Origin of the sequence: Stenotrophomonas sp. HITSZ_GD, assembly GCF_029543105.1 — a bacterium.
In the GTDB taxonomy this organism is placed as follows: Bacteria; Pseudomonadota; Gammaproteobacteria; order Xanthomonadales; family Xanthomonadaceae; genus Stenotrophomonas_A.
In genome coordinates this window covers 177,813-194,073 of sequence record NZ_JARQXB010000003.1, presented here as the reverse complement: position 1 = coordinate 194,073, position 16,261 = coordinate 177,813, and the positions used below count along the sequence as shown (strand labels likewise).

Sequence of the window (16,261 nt, the reverse complement as noted above, 5' to 3'; positions counted from 1 at the left end):
TGAGGGCCGCGCGTGTTGCCGGAAGCGGCCGCAGGGGAAGGAGCGCCGATTTTCACGCCGGCCTGGCCCGGTCAGGGGGGAAGCCGGATGGTAACGCCGCGGGCGCGCGGCGCGGGGTCAGCCGCGCTTGGCGCAGTACATCGCATGGCCCGGCAGGTGGACGAGGCCGTCGCGTGCCTCGCCCGTGTCCGGGCCCGGCACATGGACCTGATGCCATGCGCCCGACGGCAGGGCGACCTGGGCCGGTTCGGCCGAGAGGTTGAAGGCCAGCAGCAGCACTTCATCGCCCAGCTGGCGTTCGAACAGCAGCACCGGTTCGGCGCTGTCGTGGAAGCGGATCGCGCCCTCCACCAGCACCGGCATGGTGCGCCGCCAGGTCAGGAACTGGCGGAACGCGCTGAGCACCGAGGCGGGGTCATGCGTCTGCCCCGCCACCGACATCGCCTTGTGCTCGTCGGGAATCGGCAGCCACGGCGTGCCGGTGGTGAAGCCGGCCTGCGGGCCGTCGTTCCACGGCATCGGCGTGCGGCAGCCATCGCGGCCCTTGAAGTTGGGCCAGAAGGTGATGCCGTAGGGGTCCTGCAGCGCCTCGAACGGCACGTCGGCCTCGCCCAGGCCCAGCTCCTCGCCCTGGTAGAGGCAGATGGAGCCGCGCAGCGAACACAGCATCGCCACCAGCAGGCGCGCCAGGCGCGGATTGGCCGGGTGGCCGCCCCAGCGCGTCACCGCGCGCTCCACGTCGTGGTTGGAGATCGCCCAGCATGGCCAGCCCTCGGTCATCGCCGCTTCCAGGCGCGAGACGGTCTGGCGGATGTAAGCCGCGCTGAAATCGTCCACCAGCAGCTCGAAGCTGTAGCCCATGTGCAGGCGGCCGGCGGTGGTGTACTCGGCGGTGGTGGCCAGCGAATCCTCCGAGGAAATCTCGCCCAGGCTCACCGCGCCGGGGTACTGGTCCAGCAGCGCGCGCAGGCGCTCCAGGAACGCCAGGTTCTCCGGCTGGGTGTTGTTGTAGTAGTGGTACTGGTAGGCGTACGGGTTGTCCGGGCTGAAACCGCGGCCGACCCGCTTGTCCGCCGGCTTGGGCGGGTTGTCGCGCAGCTGGGCGTCGTGGAAGCAGAAGTTGATGGCGTCCAGGCGGAAGCCGTCCACGCCGCGGTCCAGCCAGAAGCGCACGTTGTCCAGCGTGGCCTGCTGCACCTGCGGGTTGTGGAAGTTCAGGTCCGGCTGGCTGGCCAGGAAGTTGTGCAGGAAATACTGCTCGCGCCGCGGCTCCCATTGCCAGGCCACGCCACCGAACAGCGACATCCAGTTGTTCGGCGCGGTGCCGTCCTCGCGCGGGTCGGCCCAGACGTACCAGTCGGCCTTGGGGTTGGTGCGGTCCTGCCGGCTCTCGCGGAACCAGGCATGCTCGATGGAGGTATGGCTGAGCACCTGGTCGATCATCACTTTCAGGCCCAGCGCGTGCGCCTTGGCGAGCAGGCGATCGAAATCGTCCAGCGTGCCGAACAGCGGATCGACATCGCGGTAGTCGGCAATGTCGTAGCCGAAATCGGCCATCGGCGACTTGAAGAACGGCGACACCCAGATGGCGTCCACGCCGAGCGCGGCGATGTGGTCCAGGCGCTCGATGATGCCGGGCAGGTCGCCCACGCCATCGCCATTCGCATCCAGGAAGCTGCGCGGATAAATCTGATAGATGACGGCACCCCGCCACCATGGAGTCTTCGACATCGAGCCCCCCTCCGGGCTTTGAAAGCCCCCAGAAAAACGGGGCCTCGAACGAACCCGGCTAGCTTAGCGTCGGCGTCCCGGCACAGGGCCGGGATGCATACGTATTCAAGCGAGGAGGACGTGCATCACAACGCGGCGTTGGGTGGGAGCGCGATGACGGTGACGCCGTCGATGCTGCTGATCAACTTGCCCTGCCCACCGGACAACAACGCCGCCGCCGGTGCCGCATCGGCCGGACCGGGGCAACCGACCAGCACCGAGGTGTGGTCCAGGTAAGCCGATACCGCGGGTGATTCGCCCAGCCGGCGGCACGCATCGCCCGAGCGCGGGAAGCCATCGCCGATGGGCTTGAGCGACGCGGGCCAGGAGAACGCCTTGGCCTCGGCGGGCGTGGCGGCGGAGGCCAGCGCCTCCGGGGCCTGGCGCTGGCAGCCGGCCAGCACGCCGATGGCGGCGCATATGGGCAGCAACGAACGAACACGGAAGGCGGAACGGATCTGCATGCGGCAACTCCGGGGCCGGACGGGGCGTCCGCGCGCATTCGGCGGCAGCCGACGTCCGCCGTCAAGTGCGCCCGCCACGGTCAGCGCCGGCGCGCGCTCCCGACCGACCACAGCCCATCCTCGTTGACCACCGGCCGGCCAATGGCCTTGAACAGCGGCCACTGCGGATCGTAAGGACGATGGGTGGCCCGCCAGATGCCATCGGCAATGGCCAGCTCGGGGTCCTCGTACCAGTGCACCGCCGACATGTCCGGCACCACGCGGCGGAATTCCGCGTACGACGGCACCAGGCGTCGCAGCAGCTCGGCCGCGTCGTGCAGGGTGAGGCGCTCGAGGTCCGCACGGGCCAGGCCTGCGGACAGTTGGTGACGCCAGCGTTCGATCATCGGCATGGAAGCGGACTTTTCCTTTCGCGGACCCGCGGCGGCGTGGCGGCCGACGCCATTACCCTGCGGGCGCCGGCGTCAAGAACGCGCGAACGGGTGCGACAACGTGGCCCATGGCGTTTGCCGCCGCGAAGCCTAACGTGGAAGGCCCATGCGCGGTGTACGCCATGCCCTTCCCCACCTGCCCTCCCGACCCCCTGGAATACGCACTGCCGGCATGGCGCGCCACCCACGCGCTGGGGCCGTACCAGCACCTGCATTTCGAACGGCAGGTCGTGCCGATTCTGCTTGCGGCGTGCGCGGCGTATCGCGCGCATCCCGGGCAAGCGGGACGGATGTGGCGGCAACTCACGCGAGAGTTGGCCCGCCAGCCCGCGCTGCACGCTACCGATGAGGAACTGCGCGGAATCGCGCACGACTGCTGGGAGGACCTGCTGCGCGCGGCGCAGCGAGCCGCCTGACTCGGCTCGCGTCCGCCGGAGGCCCGGAAGCTCCCCCACCAGCAGGCGACGGAACCCCTCGGCCCGCTCGGCCGAGGCGCGTGGCGCACCCCGCCGATTTGGGGTTAGAGTGCGCCGGATCGGCCATTCCCGACACCGCACGAGGTCCACCATGAAGTGGCTCCTGTTGGTCCTGTTGTCCTTTTCTGGTGCCGCCGCCGGCACCGAGGCCGCCACCGTCGCGCAGCGGCTGCAAGACGCCAATGCCGGCATCGCCGCGGACTGGCGAACCGCCGACGCCGCGGCACTCGCTCGCCGGTATACGCCCGACGCCACCCTCATGCCGGAACACAGCCAGGTGCGCCGCGGCGCGTCGAACATCGGCCAGTACTACGCCGCGCTGTTCGATGCGGTGCGGGTGGAGGATTACCAACGCACTTCCCACGACGTGACCGTATATGGGCAGCATGCGGTGCAGATCGGCCACTATGCGCTGGCGTTCTCGCAGGCAGATGCGGGGCGTACCACGTTCAACGGCAAGTTCATGGCGTTATGGGACCTGGCCTCGCCGCAGCCGCGACTGATCTGCGAGCTGTGGGGAACGGACGCACCGTTCGATCCCGCGATATGGCCCAGGCTCAATGCGGCCACGGCCCCGGAGGTGACCGCATCGCCGGCCGACGCCGCACTGCTCCAGGAAATCACCGGGCGCAACCGGATCATCGGCGAACTGGTGACGGCGCGGCGCGGCGCCGAACACGCCGAGCTGTTCATGCCGGACGCGGCGTACCTCACGTACTACACGCCGATGCTCCTGGGCATGACGCAGATCCGCGATTACTTCGTGGCGCATGAGCGGCCCGGCGACGTGACGATCGAATCGCTGGCGCTACGCAGCGGCAAGCTTTACCCGCTGCAGGGCCGCGACCTTGCGTTGGAGGAAGGCCTTTACCGCGTCGCCTGGCGGGCGGGCGATACGCATGGTGTGGTGGAGGGGAAAAGCCTGAATCTTTGGAAGCGGGATGGCGATGGGACGTTGAAGTTGTTTCGGCAGGCGGTGAATCACGATTGAGTGGCGCCGGGCAGAACGAAGCTCATCGGCAAGCGGGCCTTCCGCATGGCGGTGGGAAAAATTCAACATCCCGGCGCTTTTTTGCGATCTGTCTATTTGAACCGAGATCGACCACGTCGGACGCGCGGGAAGCCCGTATCTCTCCTGCACCCCGAACGCTTGCGCGTGCTGAGCGTCGCCTACTACGGCGCGTCGCGCGCGCTGACCGAACGCGCCAACGACCTTCGCCGTCACCGCCGCTCGCTGGAACAGGAGATCCAGGATCTGGCCAACTACTTCGACGGTAGCCAGCCGCACATCATGCCCGGCGAACGCCGCTACAACTCGCGCGGCAGCGTCGATGCGGCGGTCAAGGCCAAGACCGAGGCAGCACGCCAGCAGGTCGCCGCCATCGACGCCATGCTCGAGATCGTGGAGAAGGCAAAGCGCGACCACGAGGAGAACCGCGGCGACGCTGCCGCCTTCCAAGCCGCCCAGCAGCACATGCGCAGCACGCTGGTGGCCTGGGGCTTTGAGAACCACTGAGGCGCGCCTCATGCCCGACTTCAACAAAGACGTGAGCCGCCTGCGCAGCCAGATCGCCGCGCTTAAGGAACAGCTGCAAGAGCAGGAGAATGGCGTACTGCCGAAGGCGGCCGCGCTACAGCGCGCTGAGGCGAGCGTCTACGCCTTCGCCGCCGACGTCGACTTCCCTGCCCACCACTTCCTCGATCAGGAGCGCAGCCACCTGGTCAACCCGACGCCTCAGGGCGCCAACGGCGCCTACGCGCTACTTTGCAAGCTATTTCCGGAGCAGGTCATCGGGCTGCTAACTACCGAGATCAAAGCCGCCTATGCCGGTGGTGTGACCATCGCTGATGACAAGGAGCGCGGAAAGATGGAAGCCAAGTTCGGCGAGCTCGAACGCCAGGAGGAGCGCATCATCCGCCAAGCAGCTGCCGTCGGCGTCCGCATCGCCCGGCGCGCCGACGTCAATCCGGAGGTACTGCTGGCGAGCTGATTGCGAAGGGACCAGCAGGCGGTGTCCCCAAGAACACCTGCAGCCTGGGCCGGCTCCCTGCAGATCCTAGAGGCCTCGCGCCGGTGACCGCCCCCCTCTTCCTCCAATGGCCTCACGGGTTATAAAGTTCGCCCACAAGGGGCCACGGATCTGGCCATGCCCGACTGCCATGGCATGCCAGAAGCGGAAACACGTCGCCTCGACTCGGCCGAAGGGGGACGCGCGCGATGGCTAGCAAAATCAACATTCCAGATATCTACGATAAGAATGTCAATTTCCTAATTGGCTCCGGCGCATCCGCCGGATTGTTCCCGACCCTGTCGCTGCAGGTAAGGGACGACTTCGGCGAGAAGATGACGATTGAGTCGCTCGCCACCGCATTTGAAGCTGCATCAGACGCGCGCTACATCCCACTGTTTATGTACTACTACACACGGTGCGTTCGACCCGCGCAGCTCTATGACCCAGCCAATGTAAAGAGCGAGGACAAGATTAGAGTTCTCGACAACTACAAGACACTACTGCGCACGATTCTCACTGCTCTGCAACGTCGGAAGCCGCTTGACAAGCGGTGCAACATCTTTACGACCAACTACGACAGCTGCTTCGCACATGCCGCCGACGCTCTCATTGAAGAATCGGCAATCGACTTCGTGCTCAACGACGGAGCGAGAGGATTTCGTAGGAAGACCCTCAACGCCCGAAACTTCAACTCATTCCTATGCCAGACCGGAATTTTCGACCGAACGCAGTCGAGCATCCCCCAAATCAATCTAATCCACCTCCACGGGTCGATCTACTGGAAAAAGGAGGGCACCGGGATCGCGGTGGATTACTCCAACCCAGCGACTGCAGATCTTATCGATAAGCAGACGATGAATAGCCTGACGCCGTTTAGCACCTCGCTCTGGGATGACGGATTGACTTACTCAGAGATCCCCACCCCCAAAATCACCCAGAGCAAGCTGGAAAATTTCTGGACTACATACAAGCAACTTCCAATTGTGAACCCGACCAAGTGGAAGTTCCACGAGACGGTCTTTGACGAGCACTACTATCAGATGCTGAGGCTACTTAGCTACGAACTCGAGAAGCCAAACTCGATCCTTATCACGTTCGGATTCTCGTTCGCTGACGAGCACATCTTGCATCTTGTCGAAAGATCACTCTCAAATCCGTCACTTCAGCTATTCGTCTGCTGCTATGACAGCGCCCAATACGAGCGCGTACAAAAGACGTTCAGAGCCTTCAAGAACGTCACATGCATTCAACCCGGCGCGTCGAACATCAACTTTGACGAGTTCAATCGCACCGTCTTTACCCTTGAATCCACTTTGCCCGATAGCGCGCCTACTCCTGGTGGAGACACCCCATGAGCATCAGAGTCGGCGAGGTAGTCGCGATTAGCGGCATAAGGATAACGCTCCGCATCGACGAGGAATCGAATAAAGAAACACTCTTCCATGAAGGGCAAAGGTATAAGGGCATCTCGATTCGGGAGCACATAGCCATCCAGAGGGGATTCAAAGACATTGTGTGCATCGTGGAAGGGGAACAGCTCGATGAGAAAAAGTTCGAGCTAGACGGCGATCGCACCCAGTACATTCGCAAGATTGAAGTTCGCCCCATAGGCTACTTCGAAGGCGACACATTCAAACATGGCGTCAAGTTCCTACCAATGATCAAGGATGCCGCATTCCTCTTGAACGAGGCACGGGTCCTGCAGATCTACGAAACATCTAAGGCCGGCGGACTCACCATCGGGAGAATGCTGAAGGAAGACCTTCCGGTGAGGCTACCGTGGCACCGCCTCTTCAACAGCCACATCGGCATCTTCGGAAACACTGGCAGCGGAAAGTCCAACACGCTAGCCAAGCTTTTCACAACACTTTTCGAAGAGCGCCAAGCCAGCATCCTTGGAAAAAGCCAGTTCGTGATCATCGATTTCAACGGAGAGTACACCGGCAATCAACTTACGACCCAAAAAAGGTCCTACCACCTGTCAACGAATCCAAGCAATTCGCTCTTCTACATCGACCAAGAAGAGTTCTGGAATTCAGACACGCTCTCGCTGCTCTTCCAAGCGACCCAGAACACCCAACGACCCTTTCTAACCAGACTGGTGGAAGGACGCCGCCTGTTTGGCGGCCTCCCCAACTCACTGAGCGGCTACGCACAGGCCACCTTCAAGAAGGTCTTTAGCTCAGCATCCCCTCGACCAGAGTCGCTAGAGCTATTGCGGAGAATTTGCAGGATAGCTGGCTCAGCTACCGTTGAAAGTGCGCTGCAAGACATATCCTGGAATGCGACTCTGAAGAACTTCTTCCGTCGCACCCCTAACAGGACCATCTACTTCGATGCCGACGGCCTGGAGTACGCCGCCACACTTGAACAGACCGTTCTTATGCTCGATTTATCGCGACTTAGCGCGTTCGACGAGCTAATCGTCCGCGTCCACATACAGTTGACCCGGGAGTTGCAGCACGGATTCGTTCAGTTCGATCACATACAACCACTGGTTAAGCGAATGGAATCCCTTGTGGGCGGCCTCCAAAAGGTGATTGCGGTTGGACGAGACCCTCTTTCAACTTCCGACTTGGTAAGCGTCATTTCACTGAAGCGCTGCAACACAGAGATCAAGAAGGTCGTCCCTCTGCTGTTGGCACAACACTTCTACCAACGCCACAAGGCTCAGTCCCTGACCCCACCGGAGCGAACAACGCACCTGATAATTGATGAGGCCCACAACATCCTGTCGCAGCAATCCACGCGCGAACACGAAAGCTGGCGTGACTATCGCCTAGAGATGTTCGAGGAGATCATCAAAGAAGGACGAAAGTTTGGCTTCTTTTTGACGGTTTCCAGCCAACGCCCGGCGGACATCTCACCCACAATTGTTTCCCAGCTGCACAACTTCTTCATACATCGGCTGGTCAACGATCGAGATTTATTCCTCATTGACAACACGCTCAGCACGTTGGACGCACTATCGCGCGCGCTGGTTCCGACGCTAGCCCAGGGCTGTTGTGTGGCGACGGGAACCGCCTTCGAACTCCCGTTAGTGATGCAGGTAGAGCAACTGGCGAGAGGCAAGTCTCCAGACAGCGAGGACGTCAACCTCAGTGTTCTATGGAGCTAACCGGCCACTGAGCGCAGTCAGGACGCATGCTGGCGACATCCCGGCCACCGTCGCAGAGACAAGATCGGACGATGGAACCGCACTTATACGGCACTTACGAAAAAGCCGACCTCTCGGCCGGCTTTCGTCTGATCCATCTTTCCCCTGATTCCTCAGGTACTTAGATGGTGGGCGGTACAGGGTTCGAACCTGTGACCCCTACCATGTCAAGGTAGTGCTCTACCGCTGAGCTAACCGCCCGGTAAGCCCGGCAACACGTTGCGCGTTGCGGGGCGCGCATTCTAGCCCAGCCGCGCGACGCAGGGCAATAGCCCGCCAGGCGTCGCGCGCGGGGCCGCCTTACGCCAGGCTGGCAGCCTTCAGCTTCTGAATCTGGTCGCGGATCTGCGCCGCTTCCTCGAACTCCAGGTCGCGGGCGTGCTGGTACATCTGCTGCTCCAGCGCCTTGAGCTTGGAGGCGATCTCCGCCGGCGCCAGCGCCCGGTAATCCGCCGGCTCCTCGGCCACCGCCACGCGCCGGCCCTTGCCCTTGCCGCGCCCGCTGGCGCCCTCCTCGCGCGCGCCTTCCAGGATGTCGGCAATCGGCCGCGCCACGGATTTGGGCACGATGCCATGCGCTTCGTTGTACTCCACCTGCTTCTGGCGGCGGCGGTCGGTTTCGTCGATCGCCGCCTTCATCGAGCGGGTCATCGTGTCCGCATAGAGGATCGCCTTGCCGCGCAGGTTGCGCGCGGCGCGGCCGATGGTCTGGATCAGCGAACCGGTCGAGCGCAGGAAGCCCTCCTTGTCCGCGTCCAGGATCGCCACCAGCGACACTTCCGGCATGTCCAGGCCCTCGCGCAGCAGGTTGATGCCCACCAGCACGTCGAACTTGCCCAGGCGCAGGTCGCGGATAATCTCCACGCGCTCCACCGTGTCGATGTCCGAATGCAGGTAGCGCACGCGAATGCCGTGCTCGCCCAGGTACTCGGTCAGGTTCTCGGCCATGCGCTTGGTGAGCGTGGTCACCAGCACGCGGTCACCCATGGCGATGCGCTTGTTGCATTCGCTCATCAGGTCGTCCACCTGCGTGCCGACCGGCCGAATCTCCACCTCCGGGTCCACCAGGCCGGTCGGGCGCACCACCAGCTCGGTGATCTCCTCGCCCGATTCACGCAGCTCGTACGGCCCGGGCGTTGCCGAGACGTAGATGCTGCGTGGCGAACGCGCCTCCCATTCCTCGAAGCGCAGCGGGCGGTTGTCCAGCGCCGAAGGCAGGCGGAAGCCGAACTCCACCAGCGTTTCCTTGCGCGAACGGTCGCCCTTGTACATCGCGCCGATCTGCGGGATGGTCACGTGCGATTCGTCGATCACCAGCAGCGCGTCGGCCGGCAGGTAGTCGAACAGCGTCGGCGGCGGCTCGCCCGGGCCCTTGCCGGTGAGGTGGCGGGAGTAGTTCTCGATGCCGTTGCAGTAGCCGACCTCGGCCATCATCTCCAGGTCGAATTGCGTGCGCTGCGCCAGGCGCTGCGCTTCGACGAGCTTGTTCTGCGCGTACAGCACCTCCAGGCGCTCCTTGAGCTCTTCCTTGATGGTGTCCACGGCGCTGAGCGTGCGCTCGCGGGTCGTGGCGTAGTGCGTCTTGGGGTAAACGGTGTAGCGCTGCAGCACGCGCAGCGTCTCGCCGGTGAGCGGGTCGAACAGGGTCAGCTTCTCGATATCGCCGTCGAACAGCTCGATACGCAGCGCTTCGGTGTCCGATTCGGCCGGGAACACGTCCACCACCTCGCCGCGCACGCGGAAGGCGCCGCGGGTGAGTTCGAACTCGTTGCGGGTGTATTGCAGGTCGGTGAGGTGGCGGATCAACTGCCGCTGCTCGATATGCTCGCCCACCGAAAGGATCAACCGCAGCGACAGGTAATCCTCCGGCGCGCCCAGGCCGTAGATCGCCGAGACGGTCGCCACCACCAGCGCATCGCGGCGGGACAGCAGCGTCTTGGTCGCGGCCAGGCGCATCTGCTCGATGTGTTCGTTGATCGAACTGTCCTTCTCGATGAAGGTGTCCGACGAAGGCACGTAGGCTTCCGGCTGGTAGTAGTCGTAGTAGCTGACGAAGTATTCCACCGCGTTGTGCGGGAAGAACGCCTTGAACTCGCCGTACAACTGGGCCGCGAGCGTCTTGTTCGGCGCCATCACCAGCGTGGGCTTCTGGATCTGCTGCACCACGTTGGCCACGGTATACGTCTTGCCCGAACCGGTGACGCCCAGCAGGGTCTGCTTGGCCAGGCCAGCCTCGAAGTTGGACACCAGTTTCTCGATGGCCTGCGGTTGGTCGCCGGAGGGCGAGTAAGGGGATACAAGCTGGAACCGGTCGCTCATGGAACGTGCCTCGGAAACGATTGGTCAGTATAGCGATGGGGGGATGACGGGCTCGCGAGGCGCGGGCCGATGCCGCGCCGGGTCGTAGGCCGATAGGGGGCGACCGGCGCGCCGGAAATACTGGCGCTTCCTCACCCCGTAGCGCCGCCCATGCAACGCCCTTCCGGCTTCACCGTTCTCGAACTGCTCGTCACCCTGGCGGTGCTGGCCGTGCTCCTCGGGCTCGGCATCCCGGCCTTCCGGGCCAGCCTGGAGCGGCAGCGCATCAGCGGGGCGGTGTTCCTGGTCGCGGCGCAGTTCGCCACGGCGCGCCATGCGGCCATCACGCGTCGCGAGGTGGTCACCCTGTGCCCCTCTGCGGGCGGCACGGAATGCGACGAGACAATGGACTGGAGCCACGGCTGGCTCATGTATGGGGGCCGGCATCGCGCTTCCCAACCCGAAGCACCGCAGGCCGTCCTGCGCCGTTTTCCACCGCCGGGGCATGCCACCCTGCGGTTCCATTCCAGCGCGGGGCGCCGCGCCCTGCACTTCCTGCCGGATGGCCGCAGCGCCGGCAGCAACCTGCGCCTGCGCATCTGCCTGGCAGGCCAGCTGCGCGGCGAAGTGGTGGTCAACAACCTGGGCCGCGTGCGTTCGCGGCGCCTGCCCGGCTGGCAGGCCTGCGAGGGGTGAGCGCTAGCCGCCCGGGTTTACGTGTAGGCTGGCGCGCGACGACTCCGGAGGCGCTGCATGGAAGTCAGGTCGGCACAGGGGTGGGCCTCTCCGCGCCGCGGCGTGTTGCGCCTGGCGGCGTGGCTGCTGTGGCTGGCGGTGGCGTGGTGGTGCGGCGAGTTCCTGTTGATCGCCTACGGCAAGTACCGCCACCTGGGCTCCGATGCCTATGCCCTGTTCGCCGAGCGGCACGGCTGGCTATGGACGCACCTGGCGGGCGGCGCGATCACCCTGCTGCTGGGGCCGGTGCAGTTGCTCACGCCTTGGTGGCGAACGCGCGCGCGGTGGCATCGCTGGGTCGGGCGCACGTTCCTCGTCGGCATGCTGGTCGCCTCCACGGGGGCGGCCGGGCTGATCGCCACGTCTCCGGCGCCGACCGGCATCCGCGTGGCCTTCGCCAGTACGGCGCTGGCCTGGCTGACGTGTGCCCTGATCGGCATGCGGGCCATCCGCCGCGGCGATGTCGCCCTGCATCGGCCCGCGATGACCTGCTGCTATCTGGTGACCCTGGCTCCCGTCACGTTCCGCCTGATGATCCGGGTCCCCGGCCTCATGGCGCTCGCCTCGCCGCCGACGATGATCGCCACCTTGCTGTGGGTGAGCTGGGCGCTGCCGCTGGTGATCTATCTGGTGGGCCGCCGTTTGATTGGCGCGGCATGGGCGCCGCAGGCCCGGTCGCGGGTCAACGCCACCCTGTCCTGATCCACTGCGGCGCCCTGCCTCACTGCAGCGGCCGGGTCACCAGCAGCACGCACAACACCAGCATGAAGGCCGCCACCAAGCCATCGAGCACGCGCCACGCCACCGGCTTTCGGAACAACGGCAGCAACAGCCGCGCACCGAAGCCCAATGCCGAAAACCACACGACGCTCGCCAGGCATGCGCCGAGGGCAAAAGCCCATTGCGCGGCGCCGGGGTAACGCGTGGACAGGCTGCCGAGCAGGATCATCGTGTCCAGGTACACGTGGGGATTCAGGAACGTAAAGGCCAGGCAGGTGGCGAACACGGCGCGCCACCCCAGATCCGCTTCCGTGCCCGGCGCGAGGGCGCCGCCACCGGCCCACGCACGCCGGGCGGCCAGCAGGCCGTAACAGAACAGGAAGGCCGCACCGCCGTAGCGGAACAGGTCGAGCACCACCGGCCACGCGCGCACGAGCGCGCCCATGCCGCCGACTCCACATGCGATCAGCCCGATGTCGCCCAGCGCGCACGTCGCCACCACGAGGGCGACATGGCGCCGCCGCAGTCCCTGCCGCAACACGAACGCATTCTGTGCGCCGATGGCGACGATGAGGCCGGCGCCGGAGAGCAAGCCGGCGAAGAACGCGGTGATCAGCATGCAAGGAACCTGTCGTCAGGGCGCGCCATGCTCGCGTCTTGGCCGCCGCTCGCCAAGTCCCAAACCGGCACGATCCTGATACGCTGAATGCATGCCCGCTCCCCTTGTCCTCGCCGTCACGTCGCGCGCCGAATCCCTGCGCCGCCTGACCAGCACGACCCACGCGCGGCTCGATCAGGCGATCATGGCCGGGGGCATCTTCCAGGACCGCGCGCGCTTCGCCCGCTTCCTTCACGTGCAGCATCGCTTCCATACGGATATCGCACCGCTCTACGCGCGTGAAGACCTGAACGCCGCGCTCCCCGCACTCGCCACGCGTGCTCGCCTGGCGCAGGTGCGGGCCGACCTTCACGCGCTGGGCGTCGAAGTACCGCGCGTGTCCGGCGAGGTGCCGGCGGCGCGGATGCCTCTACCCACCGCACTCGGATGGCTGTACGTGGCCGAAGGCTCCCAGCTCGGCGCGGCGGTCATTCTCAAGCTCGCTGCCGCGCTGGGCCTGTCGGCGTCGTTCGGCGCCACGCACCTTGCGCCCGCCCCCGCGGGCGTGGCCGCACACTGGCGGCACTTCACTGCCGCGCTCGATGCGATCGAGCTCGATGCCACCGAGGAAGCGCTTGTCGTCGCCGGTGCGCGTGCGGCCTTCACGCGCGTTCACGCTTACGTGCGCGAAGCATTCGCCTGACCTTCACATCACTTGGCGGAAAGGCCCTCGCTGGTCGTATTCACCATGCGATTGCGGCAAGATGCGCGACGCGGGCGCGCAAGTATCCCGCTGATGTTCACACCGTGCGGAAATCGGCGCCGAGGCCCCGATCGCAAGGTGTGCGGCCCGCAACAGGAGTTCCGAATGCCCGACGCCCCCTTGCTGGACCCGACGCTGGATCTGTTCCAATGCGCGCGTGAGCCCATCCACACGCCCGGTGCGATCCAGCCGTACGGCCTGCTGCTGGTGGTCGATCCCGAACGCTGGGTCGTGATCGAGTGCGCCGTGGCGCAGCCGGGCGTCGTGGCGCAGTTCGGCAACCCGCTCGGCCAGCCGCTCGACGCGGTGCTCGGCGGCGTGCTGCGCGCCTCGCACGCCACGCTCTCCGCCCTGGCACCGGATACATCGGCCTTCCTCGGCACGTTGCCGCTGGGCGAGGCGGGCCCCCATCACGCGCTGGCGCATCGTTCGGCCCACTACCTGCTGGTGGAGATGGAAGCGCCCATCGCCGGCGAACCGGGATCGCTGGAGGATCTGTATCCGGAGATCCGCCAGTTCATGGTCGAGATCGAGAATGCGACGAACGTGGCCGAGCAGTGCCAGGTCGCGACCCGGCACGTCCGGGCGATGTCGCAGTTCGATCGCGCGCTGGTGTACCAGTTCGATCGCGAGTGGAACGGCACGGTCATCGCCGAGGACCTCAACGAGGCGTTGGCGTCGTACATGGACCTGCGCTTTCCCGAGTCCGATATCCCGGCCCAGGCGCGTGCGCTGTACCAACGCAACCGCGTGCGGCTGATCGCCGACTGCGACTACACCCCGGTGCCGCTGCTGCGCGATGGCGCGCGGGCGGATGCCCCGCCTACCGACCTCAGCGCCTCCATGCTGCGCAGCGTCTCGCCCGTGCACCTGCAGTACATGCGCAACATGGGCACCGGCGCGTCGATGTCGGTGTCGCTGATCCGCGAAGGCCAGCTGTGGGGGCTGATTTCCTGCCACAACCGCGTGCCGCGGCGCGTGGCCTACCACGTGCGCACGGCCTGCGAGTTCATCGGCCAGATCCTTTCACTGCAGATCGCGCTCAAGGAGCGTGCGCTGGCGGTGGAGGAACGTGTCGCGCGGCGCGCGATCCAGGTGCGCCTGCTGGCGCGCATGGCCGGCGACGAGGATTTCATGGCGGCGCTCGGGCGCGATCCCGGCAGCCTGCTCGCGTTGACGCAGGCCGGGGGCGCGGCGATCGTGCATCGCGGCGCCTGCATCATGCTCGGCGAATGCCCGCAGCAATCGCAGGTGCTGGCGCTGGTGCACTGGCTGACCGCCCAGCATGGCGACCAGGATGTGTTCTGGACGGAGAAACTGCCGGCCGTGTGGCCGCAGGCCGAAGCGTTCTGCGGACCGGCAAGCGGCGTGCTGGCGATTTCCATCTCGCAGTTGCATGACAGCTTCCTGCTCTGGTTCCGCCCGGAAGTGGTGCGCACCGTGCGCTGGGGCGGCGATCCGCGCCACAAGCTGCAGGCCGGCGACGCGGGCCAGGCGCTCAGCCCGCGCATGTCCTTCGAGGCGTGGAAGCAGACGGTGCGCCAGCAATCCCTGCCCTGGCAGGAGGTGGATCGCGACGCGGCGCTGGAACTGCGCACGGCCATCGTGGACATCGTGCTGCGCAAGGCCGAGGAGATGGCCGAACTCAACGAACAGCTGGTGCGCAGCAACAAGGAGCTGGAAGCCTTCTCCTACTCGGTCAGCCACGACCTGCGCGCGCCGTTCCGCCACATCGTGGGCTATTCCGAGTTGCTCGGCGCCTCGGCCGCCGAGCGCCTGGACGATACCGAACGCCGCTTCCTGGCCACCATCGTCGAATCGGCCAAATCGGCCGGCACCCTGGTCGACGACCTGCTGAGCTTCTCCCAGATGGGTCGCTCCACCCTGGGCCTGGCGTCGGTGGACCTGGGCGTGCTGGCCGAAGACGTGCGCAGCAAGTTGGACATGGAGTACGCGGGCCGCTCGATCCAGTGGCGCATGGCCCCCTTGCCGCGCGTGGAGGTGGACCCGGCCATGCTGCGTCTGGTCTGGCAGAACCTGCTCTCCAACGCCATCAAGTTCACCCGGCACACGCCGGAGCCGCTGATCGAGATCGGCTACGCCCGCGTGGGCGACGAGAACGTCTTCCACGTGAAGGACAACGGCTGCGGCTTCGACCCGCGCTATGTCGACAAGCTTTTCGGTGTCTTCCAGCGCCTGCACCATGCCGACGAATACGAAGGCACCGGGATCGGCCTGGCCAACGTGCGCCGCATCATCGACCGCCACGGCGGGCGCACGTGGGCCGAGGGCGAGCTCGGCAAGGGCGCGACCTTCTATTTCACCCTCCCCCTTTCTCCCGGAGCCGACCAATGAGGGACCTGCGCCCCATCCTGCTGGTGGAAGACAACCCCAAGGACGCCGAACTGACCCTGGCCGCGCTGGCGCGCTGCCAGCTGCTCAACGAGGTCACCCACGTGCGCGACGGCGCCGAGGCGCTGGACTACCTGCGCGCCCAGGGCGCTTACGCGGGCGCGCAGCATGGCGGCCCGGTGGTTGTCCTGCTCGACCTCAAGCTGCCAAAACTGAACGGTTTAGAGGTTCTCGCCGAGGTCCGCAAAGACCCCCACCTGAGCAGCACCCCCATCGTTATGCTCACCTCCTCGAAGGAAGAGCGTGACCTGGTGAGGAGCTACGAATTGGGTGTGAACGCCTTTGTCGTCAAACCGGTGGACTTCAAGGAGTTCTTCGAAGCCATCCAGGGTCTGGGCATGTTCTGGGGCATCACCAACCAGCCGCCGCCCCATCGGCCCTTCGCTACCGGGCCTGTCCGCGGCAATGGTTGAGACGCAGCGCGC

General features: G+C 65.4%; 16 protein-coding genes and 1 tRNA gene. 11 read left to right on the top strand and 6 right to left on the bottom strand.

Going from position 1 to position 16,261, the window contains the following annotated elements; all coding sequences use genetic code 11:
• Window positions 1-117 precede the first annotated feature (117 nt).
• The 3 genes from P6166_RS04330 to P6166_RS04320 all read right to left on the bottom strand — a co-directional run bounded on the left by P6166_RS04330 (window position 118) and on the right by P6166_RS04320 (window position 2,626).
• Window positions 118-1,731 carry an alpha-glucosidase gene (locus tag P6166_RS04330; RefSeq protein WP_277763295.1) on the bottom strand — a complete coding sequence of 538 codons (1,614 nt, stop codon included), beginning with the start codon at window positions 1,729-1,731 and terminating at the stop codon, window positions 118-120.
• A gap of 125 nt (window positions 1,732-1,856) precedes the next feature.
• On the bottom strand, window positions 1,857-2,234 hold the full coding sequence (locus tag P6166_RS04325) for a hypothetical protein (RefSeq protein WP_277763294.1): 378 nt from the start codon (window positions 2,232-2,234) through the stop codon (window positions 1,857-1,859).
• A gap of 80 nt (window positions 2,235-2,314) precedes the next feature.
• The gene (locus P6166_RS04320; protein ID WP_277763293.1) at window positions 2,315-2,626 is read right to left on the bottom strand and encodes a hypothetical protein; all 312 of its coding nucleotides are present in this window, start codon (window positions 2,624-2,626) and stop codon (window positions 2,315-2,317) included.
• Window positions 2,627-2,787: 161 nt separating this feature from the next.
• Between P6166_RS04320 and P6166_RS04315 the strand changes: the two genes are divergently transcribed.
• The 6 genes from P6166_RS04315 to P6166_RS04290 all read left to right on the top strand — a co-directional run bounded on the left by P6166_RS04315 (window position 2,788) and on the right by P6166_RS04290 (window position 8,271).
• Window positions 2,788-3,081 carry a hypothetical protein gene (locus P6166_RS04315; RefSeq protein WP_277763292.1) on the top strand — a complete coding sequence of 98 codons (294 nt, stop codon included), beginning with the start codon at window positions 2,788-2,790 and terminating at the stop codon, window positions 3,079-3,081.
• 151 nt (window positions 3,082-3,232) lie between these two features.
• Complete coding sequence (locus tag P6166_RS04310; protein ID WP_277763291.1) at window positions 3,233-4,132, top strand: DUF4440 domain-containing protein; 900 nt, start codon at window positions 3,233-3,235, stop codon at window positions 4,130-4,132.
• A gap of 165 nt (window positions 4,133-4,297) precedes the next feature.
• A complete protein-coding gene (locus P6166_RS04305; RefSeq protein ID WP_277763290.1) occupies window positions 4,298-4,657 on the top strand; it encodes a hypothetical protein in 360 nt (119 codons plus the stop codon).
• A gap of 10 nt (window positions 4,658-4,667) precedes the next feature.
• Window positions 4,668-5,132 (top strand): hypothetical protein, encoded by a 465-nt coding sequence (locus P6166_RS04300; RefSeq protein ID WP_277763289.1) that lies wholly within the window; start codon window positions 4,668-4,670, stop codon window positions 5,130-5,132.
• A 227-nt stretch (window positions 5,133-5,359) separates the two neighbouring features.
• Complete coding sequence (locus P6166_RS04295; RefSeq protein ID WP_277763288.1) at window positions 5,360-6,508, top strand: SIR2 family protein; 1,149 nt, start codon at window positions 5,360-5,362, stop codon at window positions 6,506-6,508.
• Entirely contained in the window at window positions 6,505-8,271 is a 1,767-nt protein-coding gene (locus P6166_RS04290) for an ATP-binding protein (protein ID WP_277763287.1), read from the top strand. Before P6166_RS04295 ends, P6166_RS04290 begins: the two co-directional genes overlap by 4 nt.
• Window positions 8,272-8,436: 165 nt before the next feature.
• Here the strand turns inward: P6166_RS04290 and P6166_RS04285 are convergent.
• Together P6166_RS04285 and uvrB are read right to left on the bottom strand one after the other, a co-directional pair.
• Window positions 8,437-8,511 (bottom strand) — tRNA-Val (locus tag P6166_RS04285).
• 99 nt (window positions 8,512-8,610) lie between these two features.
• Window positions 8,611-10,629, bottom strand: coding sequence for an excinuclease ABC subunit UvrB (gene uvrB / locus P6166_RS04280; protein WP_277763286.1), 2,019 nt, complete (start codon window positions 10,627-10,629; stop codon window positions 8,611-8,613).
• 150 nt (window positions 10,630-10,779) lie between these two features.
• Between uvrB and P6166_RS04275 the strand changes: the two genes are divergently transcribed.
• Window positions 10,780-11,304 (top strand): GspH/FimT family pseudopilin, encoded by a 525-nt coding sequence (locus P6166_RS04275; protein WP_277763285.1) that lies wholly within the window; start codon window positions 10,780-10,782, stop codon window positions 11,302-11,304.
• 57 nt (window positions 11,305-11,361) lie between these two features.
• On the top strand, window positions 11,362-12,045 hold the full coding sequence (locus P6166_RS04270; protein WP_277763284.1) for a DUF2306 domain-containing protein: 684 nt from the start codon (window positions 11,362-11,364) through the stop codon (window positions 12,043-12,045).
• 19 nt (window positions 12,046-12,064) lie between these two features.
• Here the strand turns inward: P6166_RS04270 and P6166_RS04265 are convergent, their stop codons facing one another.
• Window positions 12,065-12,682, bottom strand: coding sequence for a LysE/ArgO family amino acid transporter (locus P6166_RS04265; RefSeq protein WP_277763283.1), 618 nt, complete (start codon window positions 12,680-12,682; stop codon window positions 12,065-12,067).
• Between the two features lie 91 nt (window positions 12,683-12,773).
• Here P6166_RS04265 and P6166_RS04260 point away from each other — a divergent pair, with 91 nt between their 5' ends.
• From P6166_RS04260 to P6166_RS04250, 3 genes are all read left to right on the top strand, one after another.
• Window positions 12,774-13,364: a biliverdin-producing heme oxygenase gene (locus P6166_RS04260; RefSeq protein ID WP_277763282.1), complete on the top strand. Its 591-nt coding sequence runs from the start codon at window positions 12,774-12,776 to the stop codon at window positions 13,362-13,364.
• A gap of 165 nt (window positions 13,365-13,529) precedes the next feature.
• A complete protein-coding gene (locus P6166_RS04255; protein WP_277763281.1) occupies window positions 13,530-15,779 on the top strand; it encodes an ATP-binding protein in 2,250 nt (749 codons plus the stop codon).
• Window positions 15,776-16,249, top strand: a complete 474-nt coding sequence (locus P6166_RS04250) for a response regulator (protein WP_277763280.1) — start codon at window positions 15,776-15,778, stop codon at window positions 16,247-16,249. The genes P6166_RS04255 and P6166_RS04250 overlap by 4 nt, the downstream gene beginning before the upstream one ends.
• The last annotated feature ends 12 nt before the right edge of the window (window positions 16,250-16,261 follow it).